20 protein-coding genes are annotated in these 18,906 nt (G+C 45.0%); 18 read left to right on the forward strand and 2 right to left on the reverse strand.

Annotation, left to right across the window (positions count from 1 at the left end; genetic code table 11):
• Window positions 1-3,168 (reverse strand): phosphoribosylformylglycinamidine synthase (locus E7204_RS04060; protein WP_295181787.1); only part of this gene is annotated, 3,168 nt, incomplete at its 3' end.
• Window positions 3,169-3,539: 371 nt separating this feature from the next.
• On the opposite strand from E7204_RS04060, the gene E7204_RS04065 reads away from it, so the two are divergent.
• The 12 genes from E7204_RS04065 (at window position 3,540) to E7204_RS04120 (ending at window position 14,009) form a co-directional block, all read left to right on the forward strand.
• Window positions 3,540-4,421, forward strand: a complete 882-nt coding sequence (locus tag E7204_RS04065; protein WP_127058348.1) for a LysR family transcriptional regulator — start codon at window positions 3,540-3,542, stop codon at window positions 4,419-4,421.
• 42 nt (window positions 4,422-4,463) lie between these two features.
• The gene (locus E7204_RS04070; protein WP_295181793.1) at window positions 4,464-5,039 is read left to right on the forward strand and encodes a xanthine phosphoribosyltransferase; all 576 of its coding nucleotides are present in this window, start codon (window positions 4,464-4,466) and stop codon (window positions 5,037-5,039) included.
• A 26-nt stretch (window positions 5,040-5,065) separates the two neighbouring features.
• Window positions 5,066-5,533 (forward strand): YbjN domain-containing protein, encoded by a 468-nt coding sequence (locus E7204_RS04075; RefSeq protein ID WP_127058346.1) that lies wholly within the window; start codon window positions 5,066-5,068, stop codon window positions 5,531-5,533.
• A 10-nt stretch (window positions 5,534-5,543) separates the two neighbouring features.
• Window positions 5,544-6,029, forward strand: coding sequence for a hypothetical protein (locus E7204_RS04080; RefSeq protein WP_021841903.1), 486 nt, complete (start codon window positions 5,544-5,546; stop codon window positions 6,027-6,029).
• 212 nt (window positions 6,030-6,241) lie between these two features.
• Complete coding sequence (purE, locus tag E7204_RS04085) at window positions 6,242-6,733, forward strand: 5-(carboxyamino)imidazole ribonucleotide mutase (RefSeq protein WP_127058344.1); 492 nt, start codon at window positions 6,242-6,244, stop codon at window positions 6,731-6,733.
• A 110-nt stretch (window positions 6,734-6,843) separates the two neighbouring features.
• On the forward strand, window positions 6,844-7,548 hold the full coding sequence (gene purC, locus E7204_RS04090) for a phosphoribosylaminoimidazolesuccinocarboxamide synthase (RefSeq protein WP_127058343.1): 705 nt from the start codon (window positions 6,844-6,846) through the stop codon (window positions 7,546-7,548).
• 12 nt (window positions 7,549-7,560) lie between these two features.
• Entirely contained in the window at window positions 7,561-8,985 is a 1,425-nt protein-coding gene (purF, locus tag E7204_RS04095; protein ID WP_295181801.1) for an amidophosphoribosyltransferase, read from the forward strand.
• Complete coding sequence (gene purM / locus E7204_RS04100) at window positions 8,972-10,036, forward strand: phosphoribosylformylglycinamidine cyclo-ligase (RefSeq protein ID WP_295181804.1); 1,065 nt, start codon at window positions 8,972-8,974, stop codon at window positions 10,034-10,036. The genes purF and purM overlap by 14 nt, the downstream gene beginning before the upstream one ends.
• Window positions 10,020-10,637 carry a phosphoribosylglycinamide formyltransferase gene (gene purN, locus E7204_RS04105; RefSeq protein ID WP_295181807.1) on the forward strand — a complete coding sequence of 206 codons (618 nt, stop codon included), beginning with the start codon at window positions 10,020-10,022 and terminating at the stop codon, window positions 10,635-10,637. Before purM ends, purN begins: the two co-directional genes overlap by 17 nt.
• 70 nt (window positions 10,638-10,707) lie before the next feature.
• Window positions 10,708-12,237, forward strand: a complete 1,530-nt coding sequence (gene purH, locus E7204_RS04110) for a bifunctional phosphoribosylaminoimidazolecarboxamide formyltransferase/IMP cyclohydrolase (RefSeq protein ID WP_295181809.1) — start codon at window positions 10,708-10,710, stop codon at window positions 12,235-12,237.
• A 12-nt stretch (window positions 12,238-12,249) separates the two neighbouring features.
• Window positions 12,250-13,521 carry a phosphoribosylamine--glycine ligase gene (gene purD, locus E7204_RS04115; protein ID WP_295181812.1) on the forward strand — a complete coding sequence of 424 codons (1,272 nt, stop codon included), beginning with the start codon at window positions 12,250-12,252 and terminating at the stop codon, window positions 13,519-13,521.
• Between the two features lie 125 nt (window positions 13,522-13,646).
• Window positions 13,647-14,009, forward strand: coding sequence for a helix-turn-helix transcriptional regulator (locus tag E7204_RS04120; RefSeq protein WP_295181814.1), 363 nt, complete (start codon window positions 13,647-13,649; stop codon window positions 14,007-14,009).
• Between the two features lie 326 nt (window positions 14,010-14,335).
• On the opposite strand, the gene E7204_RS04125 is transcribed toward E7204_RS04120, so the two are convergent.
• Complete coding sequence (locus tag E7204_RS04125; RefSeq protein ID WP_295181815.1) at window positions 14,336-15,007, reverse strand: metal-dependent hydrolase; 672 nt, start codon at window positions 15,005-15,007, stop codon at window positions 14,336-14,338.
• Window positions 15,008-15,211: 204 nt separating this feature from the next.
• Here E7204_RS04125 and moaC point away from each other — a divergent pair, with 204 nt between their 5' ends.
• The 6 genes from moaC to rpsI all read left to right on the forward strand — a co-directional run bounded on the left by moaC (window position 15,212) and on the right by rpsI (window position 18,738).
• Entirely contained in the window at window positions 15,212-15,700 is a 489-nt protein-coding gene (gene moaC / locus E7204_RS04130; RefSeq protein WP_295181818.1) for a cyclic pyranopterin monophosphate synthase MoaC, read from the forward strand.
• 137 nt (window positions 15,701-15,837) lie between these two features.
• Window positions 15,838-16,329 carry a tRNA (uridine(34)/cytosine(34)/5-carboxymethylaminomethyluridine(34)-2'-O)-methyltransferase TrmL gene (gene trmL, locus E7204_RS04135; protein WP_127058334.1) on the forward strand — a complete coding sequence of 164 codons (492 nt, stop codon included), beginning with the start codon at window positions 15,838-15,840 and terminating at the stop codon, window positions 16,327-16,329.
• Window positions 16,330-16,332: 3 nt separating this feature from the next.
• Window positions 16,333-16,686, forward strand: a complete 354-nt coding sequence (locus tag E7204_RS04140) for a YlbF family regulator (protein WP_127058333.1) — start codon at window positions 16,333-16,335, stop codon at window positions 16,684-16,686.
• Complete coding sequence (gene murB, locus E7204_RS04145) at window positions 16,667-17,599, forward strand: UDP-N-acetylmuramate dehydrogenase (protein WP_295181823.1); 933 nt, start codon at window positions 16,667-16,669, stop codon at window positions 17,597-17,599. Before E7204_RS04140 ends, murB begins: the two co-directional genes overlap by 20 nt.
• Window positions 17,600-17,881: 282 nt before the next feature.
• Window positions 17,882-18,322: a 50S ribosomal protein L13 gene (gene rplM, locus E7204_RS04150; RefSeq protein ID WP_127058331.1), complete on the forward strand. Its 441-nt coding sequence runs from the start codon at window positions 17,882-17,884 to the stop codon at window positions 18,320-18,322.
• A gap of 23 nt (window positions 18,323-18,345) precedes the next feature.
• Window positions 18,346-18,738, forward strand: a complete 393-nt coding sequence (rpsI, locus tag E7204_RS04155) for a 30S ribosomal protein S9 (RefSeq protein ID WP_006555777.1) — start codon at window positions 18,346-18,348, stop codon at window positions 18,736-18,738.
• The last annotated feature ends 168 nt before the right edge of the window (window positions 18,739-18,906 follow it).

The following is an 18,906-nucleotide window of genomic DNA, read 5'->3' on the forward strand; positions in this document are numbered from 1 at the left end:
CTTACCGGAACCGTCCGGTTCGTCACCGGCACTGAAACCACCCGGGAAGAAGACGATTTGAGCTTCATCCAATTTGCGTTTCATTTCCTGAATGGATTCTTCCAATTCCGCTACGGTGCGGTTGCGGATAATGACGATGTCCGCTTCACCACCGGCCCGTTCAAAGGCAAGGGCCGAATCGTATTCGCAGTTCGTGCCCGGGAACACCGGAATAACAACACGCGGTTTGGCAATAGCCGGAGCCTGACGCGGTTTCGCTTTTTGATCGTGAATATAAGCAACGGCTTCACCTTGACCGGATTTAGCTGTCAATGGGAAGATTGGTGCCAACGTGCTTTCATAAGCTTCTTCAAGGTCCGCTAAGGCAAGTTCGGTGCCGGCCACTTTGATGGCAGGTTCCTTGGTGAGGGTACCGAGGACTGTTACATACGCTTCCTTAGCCCAGGCAGCAGCTGTAGCTTCGTCGGTTTCAATAATCCAGGAGCCACTGTGCGGAGCGAATAAGATATCTTTTACGTCATCGCTAAGTTCTACGCCGATGCGATCGCCGAGGGCCATTTTAGTGATGGCTGCAGCAATACCGCCTGCTTCTACTACATAAGCAGCGGCCACTTTGCCGTCACGCGCTTCTTTGGTGATGCGGTCGGCTTGAGCTTTAAATACATCAAAGTCAGGCGTGTCGTCCTCTTTGCGTGGGAAGTCCACATGAAATACTTTGTGCCCCGCTTCTTTGAAGTGTGGTGACAAAATATTATCTACATGAGCCGTTGTAACGGCAAAGGCTACGAGGGTAGGTGGCACGGTGAGGTCCATGAAAGTCCCGGACATGGAGTCTTTACCGCCGATGGCACCGATGCCCAATTCTTTTTGGGCTTTATAGGCACCGAGTAAAGCGGCTACCGGTTTGCCCCAAGCTGTTTCATCCTGATTTAAACGTTCGAAATATTCTTGTAAGGTTAAGTACGCTGTAGAGCGGTCACCGCCGAGGGCTACGATTTTGGCAACGGCCAACAGAATAGCCTGTTGCGCACCGTGGAACGGACTCCATTCGGATAAGAACGGATCGAAGCCGTGAGTCATGAGGCTGGCCGTCGTTGTTTCCGCGTGAAGTACCGGCAATTTAGCCGCCATACCTTGAACCGGTGTTTTCTGATAAAGACCGCTAAACGGCATGAGAACGGTACCGGCACCGATGGTGCTGTCGAAACGTTCGCCCAGACCCTGCTGCGAAGTTACGGCTAAATCTTTCATGGTGTCGAGCCAATGCGCTTTAAGGTCAGTTACGGCCGGTGTGTTGTAATAGCCGGCAACCGGAGAAGCTACATGGGCTTTTTGATGCTGCTCCGCACCGTTAGTATTTAAGAAATCGCGGGAGATGTCGACGATGTTCACGCCCTGCCAAGTCATGGTGAGGCGGTTACTGTCGGTTACATCCGCTACGATGGTAGCTTCGAGATTTTCTTCGTCGCAATATTTTTGGAAAGCGTCCCAGTCTTTTTTGGCAATGACGCAAGCCATACGTTCCTGCGATTCGGAAATGGCAAGTTCCGTACCATCCAGACCTTCATATTTCTTAGGCACGGTATCAAGGTTGATTAAAAGACCGTCCGTTAATTCGCCGATGGCTACGGATACACCGCCGGCACCGAAGTCGTTACAACGTTTGATTAACGTGGTAACTTCCGGACGACGGAATAAACGCTGGATTTTACGTTCCGTAAGGGGATTACCTTTTTGTACTTCCGCACCGCAGGAAGCCAGTGAGGATAAATCGTGTTCTTTGGAGGAGCCCGTAGCACCGCCGCAGCCGTCACGACCGGTTTGACCGCCGAGCAGGACAACGATGTCACCGGGTACCGGCTCTTCGCGACGTACGTTAGTGCGAGGAGCTGCGCCGATAACGGCACCGATTTCCATGCGTTTCGCTACATAGCCCGGATGATAGTATTCACGAACTTCGCCGGTAGCAAGACCGATTTGGTTACCGTAAGAGCTGTAACCGCGAGCGGCGCCGGTCGTAATCTGTACCTGCGGTAATTTACCTTCCAAGGTTTCATCAAGCGGGGTGAGTGGATTACCGGAACCGGTAACGCGCATAGCCTGATATACATAGGCACGGCCGCTCAACGGGTCGCGGATACAACCGCCGAGACAAGTGGCGGCACCGCCGTAAGGTTCGATTTCTGTCGGATGATTGTGCGTTTCGTTTTTGAATAATAAGAGCCATTCTTCGGTTTTACCGTTCACATCAACGGGCACAACGATGGTGCAGGCGTTGATTTCTTCGGACTCGTCGATTTCTTTGAGACCGCCTTGAGCACGCAACTCTTTAACGGCTAAGGTGGCCATATCCATCAAGGTGCGAGCTTTTTTACGGCTCGTATAGAGAACACCGCGGCCCGCCATGTATTCATCCAAAGCGGCGCGAATCGGTGCTGTTGCCGGGGTGTCATCGATGGTAATATCTGTAAGTTCCGTCATAAACGTGGTGTGACGGCAATGGTCGGACCAATAGGTGTCGAGTACGCGAATTTCCGTAATGGTGGGATTGCGTTTTTCCGTATTGGCGAAGTAATCTTGGATGAGCGCCAAGTCGGCATCGCTCATGGCGAGCCCCAAATCTTGACGAAGTGCTTTTAAAGCCGTTTCATCGGCGGTGATAAAGTTTTCAAGACTTTCAACCGGCTTTGGCGGCTGCACATCGAGGGCTAAAGATGTTGGAAGTTCGAGCGATGCTTCGCGGGAATCGACGGGATTAATATAATAATGTTTTATACGTGCCAAATCATCGGCGCTGAGATCGCCTTCCAAGGCAAACATGCGAGCCGTGCGCACGGTGGCACCCGATTTGAGGGTTAACATGGCAAGACACTGTTCGGCCGAATCGGCTCGTTGGTCATATTGCCCCGGCACGTATTCGGTGGCAATAATATGTGTATTTTCGGTTTGTGGGAGGGTGTCAAAAAGCTCATCTACCGGTGGTTCAGAGAAAATAAGCTGTTTGGCATTGGCTAAATCTTCGTCAGATACGCCTTCAATGTCATAGCGTTCGTAAATAGTGACAGCTTTGACAGGAATATTCAGTTCCGTACGAATAGTTTGATACATGGAAGTAGCTTCGTGAGCAAAGCCTTCGCGTTTGCGGACGAAAATGCGATGAATTGACATAATAAGCCTCCTCTTAACATTGTCATTGGTGTACTGGCTATTGTGCAGTTGTTTAATTATAGATATAATATACCTATATTGACAATTCTAGTATATACGGTTTAGACTTTTTAGTAAAGAAAAATTTAATTAGGAGGAGTTAATAATTTCTTTCTTGTGATTATATTCACTTATTAATAAATAAGCGATTAACAAGTATGTTAAAAATACTGTCATATAGTTTTGAAATTACTATTACACGTTACGTGGTTATGATATTATAATAATAGTTAAGACTTATTAATAAGGTATTAATTGTAAGAGACTAAGCAGTTTGAACAATAAGTTGGGGTTTGAGTGATAGTTGTTGCTGTAAAGGAGAGAAGATTACAATGAGTATTTCTACTGATTTATATCGTACTTTTTTAGGGGTGGGCTTACACCTGTCTTTTTCAAAAGCAGCGAAAGAGATAGGTGTATCGCAATCGGCCATCAGCCAAAGTATTAAACAATTGGAAAAAGAACTCAATATGGTGCTGTTCGAACGTACGACCAAATCGGTTTCGTTTACGCCGGAAGGTAAGGAATTGTTTGACACAGTGGCGAAAGCATTTTCCATTCTTGATAATGGCGTGACTCAATTACAGGATCGGTTGACTCATGAACAGGAAAGCGTTAAACTCGCTGCTACCGATACATTGTGTCGTCACTTCTTGTTGCCGTATTTTAAGAAATGGCAGGAACAGGAACAGGAGACAGGGCTTCAGATTACGAACCGTCCATCCCCTGATTGCGTGACTATGGTGGAAAACCGTGAAGTACAGCTCGCTATTGTCAACACGTATGAAGGCTTGGAATCTAATCCGCAACTGGAAGTTATTGAGCTGCAAACGATGCAGGACATTTTCGTAGGCGGCCCGTTTTATAAAGGCATGGGCACAGTTGATGTGAATCGTCTCTTACAGGAGCCCTTATTACTGTTGACGCAGGGAGCCGCCAGCCGTGTGTTTTTTGACAAACTAACTAATAAAGCATTCAAAAAACCATCCTTCGAGCTCGGCAGCCTCGACGTGCTGATGGATTTAGTAGAAATTAACATGGGCATATCGCTCGTACCGGATATTTTGGTAAAACAGAAAATCAAAGAAGGGCGTGTGGTGGAAATTAAAACGGACATCGTAGTACCGCCGCGCAAGATTGCTTTGGTTCGTTCTCGTTTGTTGCCGATATCCCAAGGAGCCGCCAAATTTATTGACCTTCTGCTTAAGAAGTGATATTGTAGAATAATCAAGAAGAATAATTAAGGAGACTTTCGCATGGAATTATTAAAACAACGCATTATGGAGGAAGGCATTGTTCTGAACAATCGCGTCCTAAAAGTTGACAGCTTTTTGAATCATCAAATCGATCCAAAATTGTTTGTCGCTATGGGTAAGGAAATTGCGGCGCGCTTCAAAGATAAGGGCATTCAACGTATTGTGACCATCGAAGCTTCCGGGATTGCCATAGCCTTGCCTGTGGCGATTGAAATGGATGTGCCATTGGTATTTGCGCGTAAGAAAAAATCGATTCTTATGACAGATGACGTGTATCATTCTGTTGTATATTCCTATACTAAAGAGGAAAATTATGATGTAACTATCTCCAAGCGCTTCTTGCCGGAAGGTGAAAAAGTGTTGATTATCGACGACTTTTTGGCAAGCGGTGAAGCAGCTATGGGGCTTTGCAAGTTAGTGGAAAGCGCCGGGGATACGGTAGAAGGGATTGCTATTGTTATTGAGAAATCCTTCCAACCGGGCCGTGAACGCTTAGAGCGGGCAGGCTATGATGTACAGTCTTTAGTACGCATTAAGGCGTTTGAAAACGACCGTTGCGTATTTATTGAAGAATAATATTTATTAGTTAAGGGGTGTAAGTTATGAACAGTAAAGCGGAAAAATTTGATCAGTTTTTGGCAGAACAAAACATAACCGGTTGGTTTGTTAAAGAAGAACATCAAGATGATGCCAATTCTGTAGTATATCGCGGTCATTTCGATGTAGCCGCACAACAATTGCCGTTGTTTGTGGTGCTCGATGATACGGTGTTCAATTTGATGCGCTTAATCGTGACTACCGGTGCGGTACCTGAAGATCGTCGTCAGGCGGTTGGCAGATACTTAAATGAATTAAACGGTCAGTTCAAAATTTTCAAATATTATTTAGGTGCCGAAGACCATGTGATTTATATGGATATCAGTGTTCCGTCGGCTGAAAATAACTTCAATCCTGAATTGTTGGTTCGTCTTTTGGCTGAAGTATTGGAACCGCATTTGGAAGAATTCTATCCTACTATTTTAGGTAAAGTTTTGGGAACCGAAACCGATCCTGCCGAAAAAGTAAACTAAGAGGTGCATTGTGGCAAACGCTAAGAATGAGAAAAGTGCAGTTTTTGAAAAGTTTTTGATTTCAGAAGATATTACCTGCTTCGACAAACGTAACATTGAAGATGAAGAAGATACGGTTGTATATCGTTCCTATATGCAAACTGATATGGGCGATATGCCTATCTTTGTGTTGCTTGATGCGACGATTTACAGCGTTATTCGCGTTGTGGTAGGCGCCAATGTGGTGACTTCCGAGAATTATCAGGCTATTACCGATTTTATTAATCGTGAAAACAGCATCTACAAAAACTTCAAATATTATGTTGAACAAGATGACAACAGTGTGTATTTAGACTGCATTTATATCAGTTCCAATACGGCGTTTGAGCCTGAGCTCTTATATGTGTTAATGAATCAAATCGTTCAATATATGCCTAAGGCTGTGCCGGCTTTGAAAGAAGCCATGGGAATCGAACAATTACCAGATCCTTTTGCGCAACATGCCCATGAACATTAATAATCAAGGTGTTCTCTTATGCAAATAAGGGAACATCTTTTTTTATAAAAATATCGATATTAATGTTCGGATAGTATCGAACGTTAAGAAAAAATAATCTTTATATATTCGGATATTGTGTTGACTAATAAGAGGGCTTTTGTTAGAATTTAGATAGAAAGTCTAATTCTGACCGCAGGGTAGTTTTTATTCTACAGCTAGGAGGTATACACATGAAAGTTGGCATCGTAATGGGGAGTGACTCTGATTTGGGAGTTATGAAAAAAGCCGCCGACGTATTAAAGGAATTCGGCATTGACTATGAAATGGTTATTGCATCCGCTCATCGTACGCCGGAAGAAGTTAAGAAATTTGTAACACGTTTGGAAGCAGAAGGGGCTATCGCGTTTATCGCAGGCGCCGGCGCTGCCGCTCACTTACCGGGTGTAATCGCCAGTTTCACCGTATTGCCGGTAATCGGCGTACCGCTTAATGCGACTGCATTAAAAGGCATTGATGCTTTATTGGCTATCGTTCAGATGCCATCGGGCATGCCGGTAGCCACTATGGCCGTAGACGGCGCTAAAAATGCGGCTTTATTTGCCGTTCAAATCGGTGCCGCACAAAACGCTAAATTGAAAGAACAATACAAGACATATCGTGACGACATGGCAAAAGCTGTTATTGCCAAAAACGAAAAACTACAAGCGGAATTAAATAAATAATACACTTGATTTTTACTGTATATGGTTAACCGTAGTTTAACCGTTGATTGTATACGATTTACATTGCAGGAATTTTTTACAAGAAGTCTGATACCACAGGAGGCCACATTATGAAAATGTTATATGAAGGTAAAGCTAAACAAGTATTTGAAACTGAAAACGCTAACGAATATTTAGTACATTACAAAGATGATGCTACCGCTTTTAACGGTGAGAAAAAAGGCACTATTCATGACAAAGGTGTTTTGAATAACAAAATTTCCGCTTTCTTCTTTGAATTGTTGACTAAAGAAGGCGTTCCTAACCATTTCGTTAAACGTCTTAACGATCGTGACCAATTAGTTAAAAAATTACAGATTTTACCATTGGAAGTTATTGTTCGTAACATCGTAGCCGGCTCTTTGTCCAAACGCCTCGGCATCGAAGAAGGTACGCCTTGCAAACGCCCTATCTTGGAATTCTGCTACAAAAACGATGATTTAGGCGATCCATTCGTTAATGAAGACCAAATTCTTGCTTTGGATTGGGCTACGGAAGAACAGATTGCTTTAATCCGTAAATATGCTATGAAAGTTAACGAAGTTCTTAAAAAATTCTTAGCTGACAAAAAAGTAACCTTGGTTGATTTTAAATTGGAATTCGGCGTTCATAACGGTGAAGTATTGTTAGGCGACGAAATTTCCCCTGATACTTGCCGTTTCTGGGATAGCGAAACTAACGAAAAACTCGACAAAGACCGTTTCCGTCGCGACCTCGGCAATGTAGAAGATGCTTACAAAGAAATGTTATTCCGCCTTACCGGCGAACGCGCTTAATAGGAGAGAGCAATGCATTACGACTCTGTATTTGACAAGTGGCATGAAGAGTGTGGCGTATTCGGTATTTACGACCGTCATTTGAATATAGGTAATTTTACCTACTGGGGCTTATTTGCACTCCAACATCGCGGCCAGGAAAGTGCCGGTATCGCCATCAGTAATAGCAAAGATATTGAAGTAACCAAGGGCATGGGCTTGTTGACGGAAGCGATTAAAACGTTACCGGATGTAGAAGGGGGCTTCATTTCTTCCGGTCACGTTCGTTATTCTACGACAGGCTCTAATAATCCTAAAAATATTCAGCCTTTGGTGATTCATTATCAGGGCGGTGACATGGCCGTAGCGCATAACGGCAACCTTACCAATGCGTTGGCTCTTCGCCGTGAGTTGGAAGATAACGGATCTATTTTCCAGACTACGATGGATTCGGAAGTTATCGTAAACTTGATTGCCCGCTCTAAAGCAGCCAATACGGAAGACCGTATTATTGAAGCGGTGCGTCGCATTGAAGGGGCCTTTTCCCTCGTTATCAGCACGAACGACAAATTAATCGGCGTCCGTGATGCCAACGGGTTCCGCCCGCTTTGTCTCGGTAAAACCGAACACGGCTATGTGCTTTCGTCCGAAACCTGTGCCTTGGATGCGATTAAAGCGGAATTTATCCGTCATATCGAGCCGGGCGAAATGGTTATCATCGATGATAACGGTGTGCGCAGTCGCTTGTTTGTAGAATCGGAAAAAGAAATTAATAAAGCACTTTGTGTGTTTGAATATATTTATTTTGCTCGTTCCGACAGTGAAATTGACGGCCAGAGTGTGTATCAGGCCCGCCTTAACATGGGCCGTGAACTTGCTCGTGAAACAAAATATGATGCGGATCTTGTTATGTCCATTCCGGACTCCGGTACGACGGCCGCTTTAGGCTATGCTCGTGAATCGGGGATTCCGTTCGGCGAAGGTCTTATCAAAAACCGTTATATGGGTCGAACCTTTATTAAACCTGACCAGGCACAACGTGAATTGGCGGTGCGCATGAAACTCAATGCGGTAGCCGATGTGGTTAAGGGTAAACGTATCGTTCTCATTGACGACTCCATTGTACGCGGTACTACCAGTGGCATCATTGTGCGCATGCTCAAAGAAGCGGGCGCCAAAGAAGTATACATGTGCGTCAGCTCGCCGGCTATTGAATATCCTTGCCATTACGGTATCGATACGTCGGTCCGTAAAGAGTTGATTGCAGCGACACATACGATTGAAGAAATCAGAGATTATATTAAAGCGGATAAACTCCACTATTTAAGCAGTGAAGGCTTGTGCCGTGCAGTCAGCGGTGTTCCGGAAGCGGAACTGTGCTTTGCCTGCTTCGACGGTGATTATGCAGTAAGTGTTCCTATGGACGAAGATGAGGGAGGCAAATATGTGCTCGAATAAAGGCGGAATTACCTACCGCGATGCCGGTGTTGATATTGATGCCGGCAATAAAGCGGTCGAACTTATGAAAGCGGCGGTAAGACGTACGTATACACCGGGCGTTGTCGGTGATATCGGCGGTTTTGGCGGTTTATTCTCGTTGGCCGGTTTTGATATGAAGGAGCCTATGCTCGTATCCGGCACCGACGGCGTAGGGACTAAATTACGCCTTGCCATCATGATGGACAAACATGACACCATCGGCCAGGACTGTGTAGCCATGAGTGTCAATGATATTTTGGTACAAGGGGCGACACCGCTCTTTTTCTTGGATTACATTGCGGTGGGCAAATTAATTCCTGAACAAGTGGCGACTATTGTGCGCGGCGTGGCGGAAGCTTGTGAAGAATCCGGTTGTGCTTTGCTCGGCGGTGAAACGGCTGAAATGGCCGGTTTCTATGGCGACGGTGACTATGATGTGGCCGGTTTTGCCGTGGGCATCGTGGATAAACCGCGTCTTTTGACTGGTGAAAACATTAAAGCCGGTGACGTACTCTTAGGCTTACCTTCCAGCGGTGTACATTCCAACGGTTTCTCCTTAGTTCGTAAGATTGTATTTGATCATAAAAATATGTCCTTGCAGGATGAAATTCCTGAATTCGGTAAAACCTTGGGCGAAGAACTTTTGACGCCGACTCGTTTATACCCGAAAGCCGTATTGCCATCTATTCGTAAAGGCCTCTTAAAAGGCATGGTTCATGTAACGGGCGGCGGTTTCTATGATAATATTCCGCGCATCTTGCCGGAAGGCACAACGGCTCGTGTAAATGCCGATGCATGGCCTAAACTCCCTGTATTTGCTAAATTGCAGGAATGGGGCAATGTAGATATTAAAGAAATGTATCGTACTTTTAACATGGGTATCGGTATGATTTTAGTCGTTGACCCTGAAAATTTAGCGGCTGTAAAAGCACAGCTTGCTAAACAAAACGAAGCTGTTTATGAAATCGGTCGCATTGAAGAAGCCGGTTCGGAACGTGTAATTATGGAAGGTCGTGAATTCATTGGCTAAGCGAATTGCCATATTTGCCAGTGGTCGCGGATCCAATGCTGCCGCTTTATATGAAGCGATTAAGCAAGGTGAAATCAACGCAGAGGTTGTGGTCGTACTTAGCGACCACGCCGATGCGCCGGTGTTGGCGCGTGCCAAAGAATGGGGTGTACCAACCGTCGTAGTAGAACGCAAGGGCTTTGACTCCAAAGAGTCTTTTGAAAAAGCCATGCTCGACGCTATTGCACCATATGAGCCGGAAGCCATCGTGTTGGCAGGTTACATGCGTCTATTAGGACCAACGTTCATTAGACCGTACGAGTACAAAATTTTAAACATTCACCCGGCTTTATTGCCGTCGTTCCCGGGCCTTCATGCACAGGGACAGGCCGTAGCTGCAGGGGTGAAAGTGAGCGGCTGTACCGTTCATTTTGTAGATACGGGAATGGATTCCGGTCCCATTATTATGCAAGCCGTGGTGCCTGTCTATGCGGATGATACGGAAGATACCTTGGCGGCCCGCATTTTACCGGAAGAACATAAAACGTATAAAAAAGCACTGGCCCTCTTCTGTGAGGACAAATTATCGATTAAGAATCATATTGTACACATTGAGGACTAGCCCTTGGGCGGTCCTTTTGTGCCCATTTGGGGCAATTTTGTTGGCTTAGGTCAGTTGTAGGAGGTCTTGTATGATTAAAAATGCACTCATCAGTGTATCCGATAAAACCGGCATTGTAGATTTTGCCAAATCCTTGGCGGAATTAGGTGTCACCATTTATTCCACAGGCGGTACTTTCCGCGCTATCGCTGATGCCGGCGTTACGGTGCATCAAGTGGATGAATTGACTAAATTCCCTGAAATGATGGATAGCCGTGTGAAAACGTTGCATCCTATGGTGCATGGCGGTATTTTGGCGGTACGCGACAATGAAGAACATGTAAAAGCTATGGAAGAACATGGTATTCAACCGATTGATTTGGTAGTTGTTAACTTATACCCGTTCCGTGAAACCATTGCCAAGCCGAATGTGGCTCTTGAAGAAGCTATTGAAAACATTGATATCGGCGGCCCTACCATGGTTCGTTCCGCTGCTAAAAATAATGCCTTCGTAGGCATCGTAGTAAATCCGGAACGTTATGACGAAGTTATTGCCCGTTTAAAAGCTGACGGCGACTTGGGTCGTGATTTCCGCTTTGCCTTGGCCAAAGAAGCGTTTGCGCATACAGCGGCTTACGATACGGCCATTGCCAACTATTTCAGCGAACAGCTCGGTCAGACGCCGTTCCCGCCTGAATATTTACAGGCTTATGAAAAAGTTACCGACCTTCGCTATGGTGAAAATCCTCATCAAAAAGCGGCTTTTTATAAAGAAATCGGCGAAGCATCCGGTATGGGGGCCATGAAACAGCTTCACGGCAAAGAGTTATCCTACAATAATATCGTAGATATGGAAGCGGCTTGGAATATGGTTTGGGAATTTGAAGAACCGGCTGCTTGTATCATTAAACACACTAATCCTTGCGGCGCTGCCATCGGTAAGGATTTGCACGAAGCTTACGTCAAAGCGTACGAAGCTGATTCCGTATCGGCTTTCGGCGGCATCGTAGCCTTAAATCGCGAAGTGGATGAAGCAACGGCTACGGAAATGAGTAAACTCTTCTTGGAAGTTATTATGGCGCCTAAATTCTCGGCGAAAGCCCTCAGCATTTTGACGGCGAAGAAAAATATTCGTCTCGTTGAATTGGCTCAGCCGAAAGCCGACCAAGTAGTAGTGAAAAAAGTATCCGGCGGTTTATTGGTACAGACGGAAGATGATTTGAAAGAAGATGAAGCATCTTACACCGTAGTAACGAAAGTTCAACCGACCGAGGAGCAATGGGAAGAACTTCGCTTTGCCTGGAAGATGGTAAAACATGTAAAATCCAATGCTATTTTAATTGCTAAAGATAAGCAGACCTTAGGCGTTGGCGCCGGTCAGATGAATCGTGTGGGCGCCGCTAAAATTGCCCTCGAAGAAGCAGGTGATAAAGCGAAGGGTGCAGTCCTCGCATCGGATGCATTCTTCCCATTCGGCGATACCGTAGCGACGGCAGCAGAACACGGCATTACGGCTATTATCCAACCGGGCGGATCGATTCGTGATGAAGAATCCATTGCTAAAGCCGATGAAGCGGGCATTGCCATGGTATTCACTCATGTTCGTCATTTTAAACATTAATGAGGAGGCTTTATGAAAGTTTGTGTAATTGGTGGCGGCGGTCGTGAGCATACCTTAGCGTGGAAATTGGCTCAAAGTGATTCGGTTGAAAAAGTATATGCCATTCCGGGCAGCAAAGCCATGGAAGATGTGGCAGAGTGCGTGGCTATTGATTGGCAGGATTTTGGTGCCGTAACTGAGTTTTTGACAAAAGAAAATATCGACTTGGTGGCAATCGGACCGGAAGCACCGCTCGTAGCAGGCCTCGCCGATGCGGTTCGTGAAGCGGGCATTGCCGTATTCGGCCCTTCAAAAGCAGCGGCTCAATTGGAAGGGTCCAAGGTATTTGCCAAAGACCTTATGAAAAAATACAACATTCCTACAGCAGCTTACGGTGTCTTTGATGATGTAGCGAAAGCGGAAGCCTTCATCGATGAAACCGGTGCACCTATCGTTATTAAAGCGGACGGCCTCGCTGCCGGTAAAGGTGTTGTTGTAGCTATGACCGTAGAGGAAGCGAAAGCTGCCGTAGTGGACATGCTTTCCGCTAATCGCTTCGGCGATGCCGGTCATACGGTAGTTATTGAAGAATTTATGAGCGGCGAAGAAGCGTCTTTATTGGCTTTTGTAGATGGCACCACGGTCGTGCCGATGATTGCTTCGCAAGATCATAAACGTATTTTTGACGGTGACCAAGGCCCGAATACGGGTGGCATGGGGACTTATGCACCGGCTCCGGTAATGACGGACGCATTGCTTAAAGAAGCGTACGATAAGGTGTTGGTACCTATGGTGGCAGCGATGAAACAAGAAGGCATGCCCTATGTAGGTTGCTTATATGCAGGCCTTATGATTACCCCGCAAGGCCCTAAAGTAGTAGAATTTAATGCCCGTTTCGGCGATCCGGAAACACAGGTTGTTTTGCCTTTATTGGACGGCGATTTAGGCGAGATTATGATGGCTTGTGCTAAAGGGACTTTAACCGAAGATATGGTGGCATGGAAAAAAGGTAGCGCAGCTTGCGTTATTTTGGCCTCTGCCGGTTATCCGGAAACATCCCATAAAGATGATGTAATTGATGGCGACTTGAGCTTTGCTGATAATACCTTAATATTCCATTCGGGAACCGCTTATAAAGATGGACATTTTGTGACTGCCGGTGGTCGTGTACTCGGTATTGTCGGTCTTGGTGCCGATTTGCAGGCGGCTCTGGATGTAGCGTACGAAAGAGTAGCCAAAGTAGGCTTTGAAGGGCGTCAGTATCGCAAAGACATTGGTCAAAAAGCATTTGCTCATTTGAGATAAAATTCATCAATTTGTGAAGTTTCAAATTAACTTATTTACGCCTATTGAAAAATAGGTGTATAATAATAACAGAATTTGTCTATTTTGAGTAGTATATGATAGGCCAATGAAGCGGGCGTGATAGTATGGCGTTATACAAAAATCTTAAACGAGTTCGGATGAGGACCGGCAAAATCCAGTTGGAAGTAGCACATAGTGTAGGGATTAGCAATGCAGCCCTTTCCAACTATGAAACCGGTTATCGCGAGCCTGATTTAGAAACGTTGAAGCAATTAGCTGTATATTATGGTGTATCCTTAGATGAATTGGCTGAGGTTAAGCCTAGTGCACCTCCGGTTTACGACTTATGGGCTGTTATTAAAAACAAGGAAGTAGTTTTTAATGGCAAACGATACGCCTTGAAGCCGTCACAGCGTCAACAACTGCGCAAGCAGTTGGCCGCTTTTTTTGAAAAATACGACCCGGTAGTCGATAAAGTCGAGAAATAAGGTGCCCCATAAGGTAATCGAATTGATTTTTAGTTGTGAGTAATGGTATGTATGCATTAAGATAGACGAAGTACTAAAAAGGAGTTCGGTCTCAATGTTCTACGTTGAGATCAGCTCCTTTTTGGCTTTTGAGAGACTATAGTCCATGGTCTGTAGATTGATATTTTTGATTTATAGATATGTTTGATATAAAAATCGACTTTTTGGGACGTGGTGAAATTATATTGAAAAAAGTGATTGTAAAATAAAAATGGCAGTACCTATTACGATGAAATAATAGGTGCTGCCATGATGTTTAATTAGCGACTGATTTATGTCGGGCTGTTTTACAGTGTAATCGTCGAACCGGGTTCAACTACGAGGCCTTTTTGATTGTGCTTAGCTTTTAGTTCCGCTACAAAGGCATCCGGATCTTCGTCGATAACCGGCCAGGTTTTGTAGTGAATCGGAATGGTTACGTCTGCTTTGATGAGGGACGCTGCGAGTAGTGCATCTTCCGGTCCCATGGTAAAATTATCACCAATTGGTAATAATGCGTAATCCAATTGACCAAAGCGATTTAAGTACTGCATGTCGCTGAAGAAAGCAGTATCGCCGGCAAAGTAGAGTGTTTTACCGTAGAAAGTAACGATAACGCCTGCTGCATGACCGCCCGGAATACCGGCACCGTGGAAGGCAGGGGTAAGGCGGATGGAACCGAATTCAAAGTCGTGTTTGCCGCCCAAATGCATGGCGTGAGCTCTAAGGCCGGCCTCTTCGGCTTTGTGAGCCACTTCGGCGGTAGATATTACGAGGGCATCATTGGCTTTGCCGATAAGGTCCGCATCGCCGTAATGGTCGCCGTGACCATGGCTGATAAAAATATATTGGCATTTAATATCTTCCGGTTTGGCTTTTTCCCAAGTATTGCCGTTGAAGAACGGATCAAATACGATAGATGTTTTGCCGTTAGATAACATAAAGGTAGAATGACCGTAATACGTTAATTTGACTTCCATAAAAGACGCCTCCTTGTGATTTAAATATTAGACTACTGTTATAATTAATGATACCATAGAAATAGATTGAATTACATAAATTTAACATATTTCAAACAACGTTAATCAGCAGAAACGTTAGTGCTGTATAATATTTACGATTTAATGGCGGTGTGTGAGGTATACTCCATCATTGCCATAGATTGAATGAGTAGGGGATAAACTATGGAATTAACACATTTTGACGAAGCCGGTAACGCCCGCATGGTAGACGTCAGTGAGAAGGTCGTTATTTCGCGGACGGCTGTGGCTGAAGGCTATATATCGGTTAATGCGGAGATTTATGAACGCATTAAGGCGGGGACTATGAAAAAAGGCGATGTTTTGGCGGTGGCTCAACTGGCGGCGATTATGGGCGCCAAGAAAACATCCGATTTAATCCCTTTGTGTCACCCTTTGATGCTCAGCAAGGTGGCTGTTATTTGTGAGCTTGATGAAAAGCGCCGGGCCGTGCGTATTGAAGCGACTGTTAAGACATCAGGTCAAACCGGGGTCGAAATGGAAGCGTTAACCGCTGTACAAGTGGGGCTCCTTACGGTATACGATATGTGCAAAGCCATCGACAAGAGTATGGTTATGGGGCCGGTTTATTTAGTGGAAAAAGCGGGTGGCAAGAGCGGTCATTTCGTCAATAATAATCGGCCGGCTAAGTAAATTTTAGAATGAAATATACTAAGTGGTGTTTTCAAACATAAAGCACCCTAGCCTCAATAAAGACTTGAACCATACTCCATAATTAGGTAAAATAAGATGTTAGACCAAATAGATTAAATGACAGAAAAGAGTGTATTATGGAAATTGTATTGGTAGAACCGGAAATTCCCGGTAATACAGGAAATATTGCCCGCCTTTGCGCGGCCAATCACATGACCTTACATTTGGTAAAACCGTTGGGTTTTAAGCTGGAAGACAAATACTTGAAACGAGCCGGCCTCGATTACTGGGATCTCGTGGATGTACAGGTTCATGAAAATTTACAGGAAGTATACGATAAATATCCCGACCGTCGTTATTTCTATGCAACGACGAAAGCTAAACATACATATGCCGAAGTAGAGTATCAGATTGGTGACATGCTCGTGTTCGGCAAGGAAACGAAAGGGTTACCGGAAGATTTGTTGGCAGCGAATTACGACCATACGATTCGCATCCCCATGATTGCGGAAGCCCGTTCACTTAATTTATCCAATTCGGTGGCGATTATTGCGTATGAAGCAATGCGTCAGTTGAATTTTCCGGATTTAAAAAACTTTGGTCATTTAACAATGAAAGGTGGAATTTAAACAATGAATTATGATAAGGCTTATGAATTACAGAAAGCAATGCGTGAGAGTGAAGAATATAAAGCGTTGATGACGGCTCAGGAAGCTGTTGAAGGCGACAGCACTGCTAAAGGTTTAATTGAACAATTCTTGATGCAACAGATGCAATGGGAGTACGCTAAAATGGCAGAAGCACCTGAAGCGGAAGAAATCGGTAAAAAATTGGAAGAATTAATGCCTATGATTCAGGCTAACTCCGGTGCTCAAGCATATTTACAAGCTCATGTACGCTGGACTCAAGTTTCCAATGACATTTATCGTATTATCAGTGAACCTATTACAGAAGGAATGAAAATTCTTGAAAAAGCTAAACAGTAATTTACAAGCTCTTTATACTGATTTACAGCAAATTGTATCGTCCGGTTCACTCCGCTGTCATGAGCCGTTAGCGGCGCACACGACGTTTAAAATCGGCGGACCGGCCGATATTTTTGTGACGCCTCAAACCATGGGTCAACTGAGTCAGGTGTTGGCGGCGATTCATAAAGCGGACGTACCGCTTACCGTTTTGGGGAGTGGCTCCAATGTTTTGGTTCTCGACGGCGGTATTCGCGGCGTCGTCTTGTCGCTCAGCGATATGCGTGAAACTATGGCTGCCATTGATGGTGTAATGACTGTCAGTGCGGGTTATATGTTAAAAGATGCGTCGGAATTTGCCTATGCAGCCGGTCTTACGGGTATGGAATTTGCCATCGGCATTCCGGGTACTTTAGGCGGGGCTGTATTCATGAATGCCGGCGCCTATGGCGGCGAAATGTGCCAAGTGGTAACTAAGGTTCGCGCCGTCGACATGGCCGGTCATGTGTCGGAATATAATGCGGACGAATTGGCATTTGCCTATCGTCACAGCCGTTTCCACGAAAGCCATGAAATCATCGGCGAAGTGGATATTCGCTTAAAAGAAGGCGATAAGGATGAAATCTTGGCGCTCATGGAAGATTTGACGCAGCGCCGTGAAAGTAAACAGCCATTGGAATATGCCAGTGCCGGATCCACGTTTAAACGGCCACCGGGATATTTTGCAGGGACCTTGATTGAGCAGACCGGTCTTAAGGGCCTCGCTGTAGGTGATGCGGAAGTGTCCCAAAAACACGCCGGTTTTGTTATTAATAAAGGACAGGCATCGGCTGAGGATGTGCTGAATTTAATTCACAGTGTCCAGGCCCGGGTTGCGGAAGCACACGGCGTTAATCTGGAGACGGAAGTGCGCATCATCGGTGAAAAGGCTTAAAAGTAAGAATATTTTGATTTTGTACGAGAAACGCCTCTTGAATCATTGAAGAGGAATAAAAAATTTATATAAGCTTTTGCCTGAACGGGGAACTCTCTCTATCGAGAGTATTCTAAGTAGGGCAAAAATTATTATATCTAGAAATATTAAAATGTGGTTGACATCACTGGTACTAACCATGTATAATATTTCGGTAAGCATTTGAATCTTATTCCATTAGCCCCGGAAAGAGAGCAGGATGCTTTTTGGTAAAGTTAGTCGTTATGAGGAGGAATTAGCAGCATGAAAACCACATATATGGCCAATCCGAACACTATCGAACGGAAATGGTATGTTGTTGACGCTGAAGGTAAAACTTTAGGACGCCTTGCTGCCGAAGTAGCTAAAGTTCTTCGGGGCAAAAATAAACCAACTTTCACACCACATGTTGACACCGGTGACCACGTTATCGTAATCAACGCTGAGAAAGTTCGTTTCACAGGTAAAAAATTAGAACAGAAAACGTATTTCCGTCATTCCGGTTATCCGGGCGGTTCCACATTCGTTACTCTTGGTAACATGTTGGCAAAACACCCTGAACGCGTTGTGGAAATGGCAGTTCGCGGGATGCTTCCTAAGAACAAATTAGGCGCTCAAATTTATCGTAAATTGAACGTTTATGCAGGTCCTGAACATCCACATGCAGCTCAGAAACCTGAAGTTTTGGAATTTGATATTCGGTAATTTCCGGGAGGAGGAACATACACATGGCAGTAGCTCAGTACTACGGTACAGGCCGTAGAAAATCTTCCGTTGCCAGAGTTCGTCTGGTACCGGGCACAGGTAAAATCACGATTAACAAACGTGAATTAAACGAATACTTCGGTCGTAAGACTTTGGAATTGATCGTAAAACAACCGCTTAACCTTACCGGTACGGTTGAACAATATGATGTTATCGCCAGCGTTGAAGGCGGCGGTCCATCCGGTCAAGCAGGCGCAATCCGTCACGGTATTTCCCGTGCGTTGCTCGGCGTTGACGAAGAACTTCGTCAGTCTCTTAAAAAAGCCGGCTTCTTGACTCGTGACCCACGTATGAAAGAACGTAAAAAATACGGTCTCAAAAAAGCTCGTAAAGCATCCCAGTTCTCGAAACGTTAATTTTCGATTACAAATGGAAAACCCTACAAATGAACCGACCCCTTAAAGTTAGACCTAAAAATCTAATTTTAAGGAGGTCGGTTTTTTCATGTCAAAATATAGTTTTAAATTTAAGCTAAAAGTTGTTACAGCATATTTAAATGGAGAAGGCGGTGGCAGAACTCTAGC

The sequence above is a fragment of the Veillonella sp. genome, from assembly GCF_015058545.1.
Lineage (GTDB): Bacteria > Bacillota > Negativicutes > Veillonellales > Veillonellaceae > Veillonella_A.